Genomic DNA, 6,713 nt, shown 5'->3' on the forward strand with positions numbered 1-6,713 from the left:
GACAATCATAGCAAGGTTTTCAGGCTTCTTAAGATTTACTTTACAAATTAGCTCTAAGGCTTGCCACGCCACACCATGAATCTTGACTAGACTTTCTGTTATACATATAATATATGTATGACCTTTGAATATGATCCAAGAATTGCAAAAACCAATTGGCATGCATCATGGTGTTTCCTTTGCGGAAGCTGAAATGGTGTTTTTCGATCCCCTTGCCATTCATGACATTGATCCAGATTCGATTACTGAAGAACGTTTCATCGAGCGCGGGAATAGGAAACTCTGGATTACCATTGGTCGTTGTATATACCATGCGCGGTGAGGTGATTCGACTAATTTCTGCTCGTCGCGCCACAAAACAGGAGACAAAAGCTTATGAGAAAGGAATATGATTTTTCTAAAGGAAAACGAGGAGCTGTAATTCCTTCTAAAGGAAAAACACGCATTACTATTTATCTCGATGATGAAATTCTAGCCCTATTTCGAGAACAGGCCGAAACGGCTGGAATTGGTTATCAGACTCTAATAAATGAAGCTTTAAAAAAACATCTCCTACTGCCAAATGAGCAACCTCTCACCCAAGGGGATCTACGCCGTATTCTTCGTGAAGAATTATCAGATAAAGTAGGGTGGGCAAATGGACATGATTGATGATCAATTGGTTAATGGTTGATGATTTGCCCACCCTACGCCAGGGAACAGCGATCGCGGATCTTGTTTGGTGGGCAAATGGACATGACACAAAGATGAAATTGCCAAACCTACAGAATTTGCCCACCCTACCCCTACCGCCATTCACACTTCTACGTTATCCTCCGCCAACACTTTTTATACCACAGGTCTTGTGATCCAAGGGAGCAAGAGTAATGGCAAAAGACTTATTTCATGATGTTGTCAAAAATGCCTTAATTAAAGATGGTTGGCAAATTACCGATGATCCGTTTTTTTTGAAAGTCGGCGGAGTTGAATTTTTTATTGATCTGGGTGCCGAAAAACTAATAGCGGCAGAAAGAAATGGTCAGCGGATTGCAGTGGAAATCAAAAGTTTTATTAATCCCTCCTCTATTACAGACTTCCACCTTGCCATTGGTCAATTCATTAACTATCGAGTAGCCTTAAAGGTAAAAGAGCCAGAACGACAATTATTTTTGGCGGTTCCAGATACCACCTACCAAAGGTTTTTTCAGAAGGAATTTCCTCAAATGGTTATTCATGATTACCAAATTAAACTATTAAGTTATGACATTGATAATGAGGTAATTGTATCATGGAAAAGCTAGAAAAGCTTCAAAATTATCGCAGCATAATCAAGCAACTACTGAGTCAATATGCCAGTTACAAACCCTCTCATGGTGACATTGAAATTCATAGCATTTTTGATACGGAAAACGACCATTATCAAGTAATGGCCATCGGCTGGGACAAGAAAGAAAGAGTTTATGGCTGTTCAGTTCATTTAGAGATTAAAAATGGCAAAATCTGGATTCAGAATAACAATACTGAATGGGATATTGGTCAAGATCTGGTTAATATGAACGTTCCCAAAAATGATATTGTTATTGGGTTTCAGCCACCTACTATGCGCCAATACTCAGGCTATGGCACAAAGTAAGCATTTAGCGGTCAGCGGTCAGCCGTCAGTGCGTACGCTGATATTGTCGGGTGGGCAACCGGACACGATATCATGTCCGGTTGAATACTTATACTAAGCGCCGAAAGCAAGGCAGAAGGCTGAAGTAAAGGAGCTGATAAAGTAGGGTGGGCAAATGGACATGATTGGTGATGAAATTGCCAAACATTCAGAATTTGCCCACCCTACGCCACATTCTATGCTTCTGCTGCTGAGATTGTTACTCAGTGTACTATCAAACCTCTACCTCTGAGTCTCTCCAAAACTGATTCTTTTATTCCGCCCTATCAACCACCACTTATCCCAACAGTAAATTGTCCTAAACAAGGACGCAATCAACTGAATAGTGATGCATTTAAAACCAAGACATATCCGATAACCCGTCGGCTCTTTGTAATAATCAAACAAGATGGTCAAGGGGATGAGCGAGCAGGGGAAGCTTATGCCTTGTTGCTATTAACAGATGATGGCAAAAGCTGATTAAAGAGGCTGGCTATATTCCGATACGAACGTTTCTGAATCACAACTATAGCATTTCTCAATTGCGTGAAGTACTTTTGTCCTAGGTTTTACGAAAAAGAGAAAAGGGAGCAGGGAGTAGGGAGCAGGGAGTAGGGACTAGGGACTAGGGGGAAAAAACTTGCAGATACCTCATAAGTATGATAAGTGCTATAGTTGGAGCAATTACTAATTACCCATAACAAGTTACGGCTATAACGAACCTAGTATGCCTAAAAACGTGCTTATTCCCCATTAACTATAATTGGGCTGGTAATTATTGGGCTGGTGATTTATAAAATATTATTATATCAAAAAATTAAATTCACGTCTAATTGTAATTAGAATAATTATTATATAACAGGTTTACATAGCAAGTTCGGTAGAGCCCCAATTACCAATTACCAGAAGTGTTGAATTCATGAATAAACGTTTATAAAAGCGATGCAGCAAGGAAACAGGGGGTTTCCACAGGGCTTTAAAGGTGCGGAGGCAGGTGACCTACGCAGCCCCTGCCCACTCGCGCTTTCCATGGCTGAGATGGCTGATGTCTGTCTATGCTTATTGTCAACAGAGCATGAAGTAGGATAAAACTGAGAAAAAATGGTGTTAAAGAACCCAAATTATCGAAAACTACTTTTTCCCTCTCCCCACACTCCCTCCTGTCCCCAGACTCTTGCCCTGTTCCCTGTTCAACACTTCTGATGACTTGGATTATTACACAGATACAAAAACTCGGGAATGCCATCTCTAGGGTGTTTACCGCCAAGCTATTTGAATTTGGTGACCAAGCCTTTTCTCTGAGCTTCTTAGGCAAATTCCTGTTTTTATGTATCATCGCTATTCTGATATCCCGTACCATCAAAGCTCTGATTAAACATTGGTTACTGAGCCGTTTCAGGATGGATCGGGGTACTCGCGAAGCCCTCGCTTCTATTATCGGTTACATTCTAAGTATCTTAGGGTTTTTAATCGCTCTACAAACGTCGGGGATTAACCTAAGTTCTTTAGCAATCTTTGCTGGTGCTCTCGGTATTGGATTTGGAATTGGACTACAAGATCTAGCTAGCAATTTTATCAGTGGTCTGACTATCCTGCTTGATCAACCGATTAAAGTGGGAGACTATATAGAAATCGATAATCTGTCAGGAACTGTGGAAAAAATATCGATTCGCTCTACCGTAATACGAACCATTCACAACGTTTGTGTTATTATTCCCAATAACAGTTTTGTCCAAAACAATGTCATTAACTGGAGCTACGAAAACCCTACAAGTCGTCTCCAAGTTCCCATCAATTTTCCCGATGAATTGGATCCCCTTGTGATCACAGAGCTGCTGTTAGCGGCTGCCCGCCAAGAACCTCGAGTGTTATCCTCTCCCTCTCCCCAGGTTTGGTTCAAGGGCTATGGAGAGGAAGGGATGGATTTTGAGCTTTTAGTTTGGATCGATCAACCAGCAGAAATCCAAGCAATTAAAAGCGCTTTGTATTATCTGATTGATACTGAATTGCGATCGCGCCACATCGAACCCGGCCACCCTGAGCGAAACTTGCGTATTCACAATCCAGAAGCCTTAGTCTCTCTGTTTCGGCAATTACAAACCCCCGGGGTGACTAATGGATCCAAATCATTCCACAAGCAATCAACTACAGGTAAACCCAAACCCAAGTCTGAATCCCCTAAACCCTGGATGCTGGCGGATTTATTGCGGCAAGTAAGTTATTTTGAAAACTGTAGCGATATCGAACTGCGACATATCATTGAGGAGGGTTATCGGAAAACTCTCCCAGCTTACGAAACCATCTGTCGGGAAAACGATCCAGGGGACTCATTTTATATTATCCTATCTGGAACAGTGGAAGTGTTTGTAGAATCGATTGGAAAACGAGTCGCTACCCGTAAGTCTGGGGAGTTTATCGGGGAGATGTCTCTGCTGATGGGTACTCCCCGTACTGCTACTCTTCGTACCCTAGAAGAGACGATGCTGTTTGTGGTGGATCGAGACAATTTACAAAGTCTATTGGCTAAGCACGAAGAATTAGCTGACCGAATTTCTGAAGAATTATCCAAACGTCAAGAGACATTGGAACGCTTAGGAATAACCTTCAGTGCTACAGAGGAAGACGAAACTCCTTTCGCCGAGATTCGCAAACGTATTCAATCAATTTTTGGGATTTAAAACCGATTCAGTTATTAGTCATCAAAACAACTCTCATGAATAAACTAAATCAGGATAATCAGTATCTACCACACCCCTCAATTGATGATTCAGCTCAGCTTCCTAGGTCCTTTGTGGAAGCCGTCACTAGGGTGAAAACCTTTGCTCTGTTGGAAATGCAAAAAGAAACGGAGCGAAAACAGCTTTACTATCATACTTGTGACCATGTTAAGGGAGTGCAGCGTAGGGCTGATCGGATTTTCCAAGCCATCAGACCCTATTGGGAAGCCTGTCTGGACAATGATACAGCACCAGACTATCTGAGCAGAATGAAACAGTTAATCGATCTGTGCGCCATTGCTCACGATATGGTGCAAGAGTTTCTCCCTCAAATCCAATCCTATACCTCTAGGCGGCGAGAAAGTGGTGTGAGCGAAGCCGCTACCATTACTAAGCTTTTCGATTACATCAAAAATCAGAATGAATGGATAAGTAAGCAAACTCCTAACCATCCGGCCTTGTTTACCGATTCAGATTTACAAATCATTACAGAAGCAATTAACGCTACCATTTGTTGGTATGATAGTTTAGACAATACAATTTACCAACCTGACCTCTACTATTCTGATCAAAACTTATCTCTAGTAGCTCGGATTATTGCTTTGGCTGATTTAGGCACTTTGGGAATGGAAGGGATTGAAGCATTTAACGAGGAAGGCAGTCTGCTATTTCTAGAAGAAAATCCTGATATTATCCCAATAATTTTGAATCACGATCTTCCATATTATGAAGTTATCGATAAACAAACGCTGTATGAAAATCTTAGACAACGGCTCCTGAAAAGGACTCGCTTTCAAGTCAATTTTGCTAAGGGACGAATGGCTAGATTGGCTCGTGAACTTAAAGGGTTGACCGCCGAAGCTATTTCGGTTTTAACCCATGATGTTTTTAAGTATTTGAATCCAGCCATAATTCAAGACATTGAATTATCAACTCCTACCGCTAATGACACCAACTTTGAGGAATTGATTGAGTTTTTCGAGCTCGATAAGTATGTTAAAAAGTAGGTGATATCAGCTTCAATTCAAGAGCAACTAAGAAATCAATGATAGTGTTTGCAAATCACATCAAAACTACTGAAATCGATTAAACGTGATCAATAATCGCTCAATAATCAGAAATATCTGTTCGGATACGCTCTATGGAAATATTGAGGTCTTTCAACTGTTCTTGAATTGCTAATAACTGACCTTCAAGTCTGGAAACTTTGCTAAGTTCATGCTGCTCCTTCAGCACCTTATCAAACTGTTTCTCCTGATCCTGCTTGAATTCATTGACACTATCAGTGATATTGCTGGTGATAATCCCAACAAACAGATTGATAGTAATCATCGCCCCCAACATCACAAAGCTTACAAAAAAAAGGACACCAATCAGGGGTGAAGCTGAGGGATTTGTGCAAAGTTCTTCTATACCATCGTAGCCGTAGCCTTCGCAGCCATACATCTGGATGTACATCAAATCTGTCCAACCTTCTAGGGTTACTACTTGAAATAGAGACAAGATAGATTTGGGTAACGAAGAAAAGTGAATCGGATCGTTGTCAGCAAATAAAAAGGTTCCGGCTACCCCATAAATATAGAACAAAATACAGAGAAGCAAAAAGACATAGCCCATGGATGGTAGACTCTTGAGTAGAGCTCGGACAAGTATTTGTAAGCGAGGCAAAGCAGAGATTAGCCTAAATACTCTCAGCAGCCTAAGCATACGTAGCACTATAAAATATTGATTATCAATGGGCAATAGTAAAGCCACAACAATGAATAAATCAAATAGATTCCAACCATTTTTAAAATAGCGCCATGGATGACTACCTTCAGCACCTATCTTAATAAAAATTTCAGCAATAAAAAAACCTAATATTAGATGTTCTATAAAATTGACAATAGTGCCGTACTTTTCTGTAAATGATGGATAGGTTTCCAGACCTACTATAATGCTAGCTAAGATTATTACGCTCAAAACTGTATTCTGAAAGATTTCAGAATTAGAAATTTTTTGGAGTGCTACCTGCATAAAAAAAATTAGATAAACAATTACAGTGGGCAACTTGTGATATGATTATATCCCGATGAATACTTATCATTCCGGGTGCTTGGTCATTGGTGATTAGTCCTTAGTCCTTAGCAATCACTAATGACTAAACTAGAGTACCAATATCCTTAGGTAAATATTACTATACTATATATCGCAGTTTTCAATTCAGTGAGGTACAAAGTTCTGGGTTAAGGGGAGCAGGGAACAGGGAACAGGGGAAAAAAAATTGTACCTCATATATATGAAAAATGCTGTATAGCAGTTATGAATTTAGCTCTACTCCCTACTCCCTACTCCCTACTCCCTACTCCCTACTCCCTACTCCCTAC

8 protein-coding genes are annotated in these 6,713 nt (G+C 40.5%); 7 read left to right on the forward strand and 1 reads right to left on the reverse strand.

What is annotated here, in order from left to right; genetic code table 11:
- Nucleotides 1–124: 124 nt before the first annotated feature.
- The 7 genes from AC4II3_RS30310 to AC4II3_RS30340 all read left to right on the forward strand — a co-directional run bounded on the left by AC4II3_RS30310 (nucleotide 125) and on the right by AC4II3_RS30340 (nucleotide 5,354).
- On the forward strand, nucleotides 125–322 hold the full coding sequence (locus tag AC4II3_RS30310; RefSeq protein ID WP_488012100.1) for a BrnT family toxin: 198 nt from the start codon (nucleotides 125–127) through the stop codon (nucleotides 320–322).
- A 53-nt stretch (nucleotides 323–375) separates the two neighbouring features.
- Nucleotides 376–651 (forward strand): BrnA antitoxin family protein, encoded by a 276-nt coding sequence (locus AC4II3_RS30315; protein WP_488012102.1) that lies wholly within the window; start codon nucleotides 376–378, stop codon nucleotides 649–651.
- Nucleotides 651–848 (forward strand): hypothetical protein, encoded by a 198-nt coding sequence (locus AC4II3_RS30320; RefSeq protein ID WP_488012104.1) that lies wholly within the window; start codon nucleotides 651–653, stop codon nucleotides 846–848. The genes AC4II3_RS30315 and AC4II3_RS30320 overlap by 1 nt, the downstream gene beginning before the upstream one ends.
- An 18-nt stretch (nucleotides 849–866) precedes the next feature.
- Complete coding sequence (locus AC4II3_RS30325; RefSeq protein ID WP_488012106.1) at nucleotides 867–1,280, forward strand: XisH family protein; 414 nt, start codon at nucleotides 867–869, stop codon at nucleotides 1,278–1,280.
- A complete protein-coding gene (locus tag AC4II3_RS30330; protein WP_488012108.1) occupies nucleotides 1,268–1,612 on the forward strand; it encodes an element excision factor XisI family protein in 345 nt (114 codons plus the stop codon). The genes AC4II3_RS30325 and AC4II3_RS30330 overlap by 13 nt, the downstream gene beginning before the upstream one ends.
- Nucleotides 1,613–2,832: 1,220 nt before the next feature.
- On the forward strand, nucleotides 2,833–4,308 hold the full coding sequence (locus AC4II3_RS30335; RefSeq protein ID WP_488012110.1) for a mechanosensitive ion channel domain-containing protein: 1,476 nt from the start codon (nucleotides 2,833–2,835) through the stop codon (nucleotides 4,306–4,308).
- A 35-nt stretch (nucleotides 4,309–4,343) separates the two neighbouring features.
- Nucleotides 4,344–5,354: a hypothetical protein gene (locus tag AC4II3_RS30340; RefSeq protein WP_488012112.1), complete on the forward strand. Its 1,011-nt coding sequence runs from the start codon at nucleotides 4,344–4,346 to the stop codon at nucleotides 5,352–5,354.
- Nucleotides 5,355–5,454: 100 nt separating this feature from the next.
- Here the strand turns inward: AC4II3_RS30340 and AC4II3_RS30345 are convergent, their stop codons facing one another.
- Nucleotides 5,455–6,363: an ion transporter gene (locus tag AC4II3_RS30345; protein WP_488012114.1), complete on the reverse strand. Its 909-nt coding sequence runs from the start codon at nucleotides 6,361–6,363 to the stop codon at nucleotides 5,455–5,457.
- Between the last annotated feature and the right edge of the window lie 350 nt (nucleotides 6,364–6,713).

It is taken from the genome of Moorena sp., assembly GCF_982860115.1.

Coding starts and splice junctions, on each gene's coding strand:
- AC4II3_RS30315 (WP_488012102.1), top strand. CDS start 376: ATGAGAAAGGAATATGATTTTTCTAAAGGAAAACGAGGAGCTGTAATT.
- AC4II3_RS30320 (WP_488012104.1), top strand. CDS start 651: ATGATCAATTGGTTAATGGTTGATGATTTGCCCACCCTACGCCAGGGA.
- AC4II3_RS30325 (WP_488012106.1), top strand. CDS start 867: ATGGCAAAAGACTTATTTCATGATGTTGTCAAAAATGCCTTAATTAAA.
- AC4II3_RS30330 (WP_488012108.1), top strand. CDS start 1,268: ATGGAAAAGCTAGAAAAGCTTCAAAATTATCGCAGCATAATCAAGCAA.
- AC4II3_RS30335 (WP_488012110.1), top strand. CDS start 2,833: ATGACTTGGATTATTACACAGATACAAAAACTCGGGAATGCCATCTCT.
- AC4II3_RS30340 (WP_488012112.1), top strand. CDS start 4,344: ATGAATAAACTAAATCAGGATAATCAGTATCTACCACACCCCTCAATT.
- AC4II3_RS30345 (WP_488012114.1), bottom strand. CDS start 6,363: ATGCAGGTAGCACTCCAAAAAATTTCTAATTCTGAAATCTTTCAGAAT.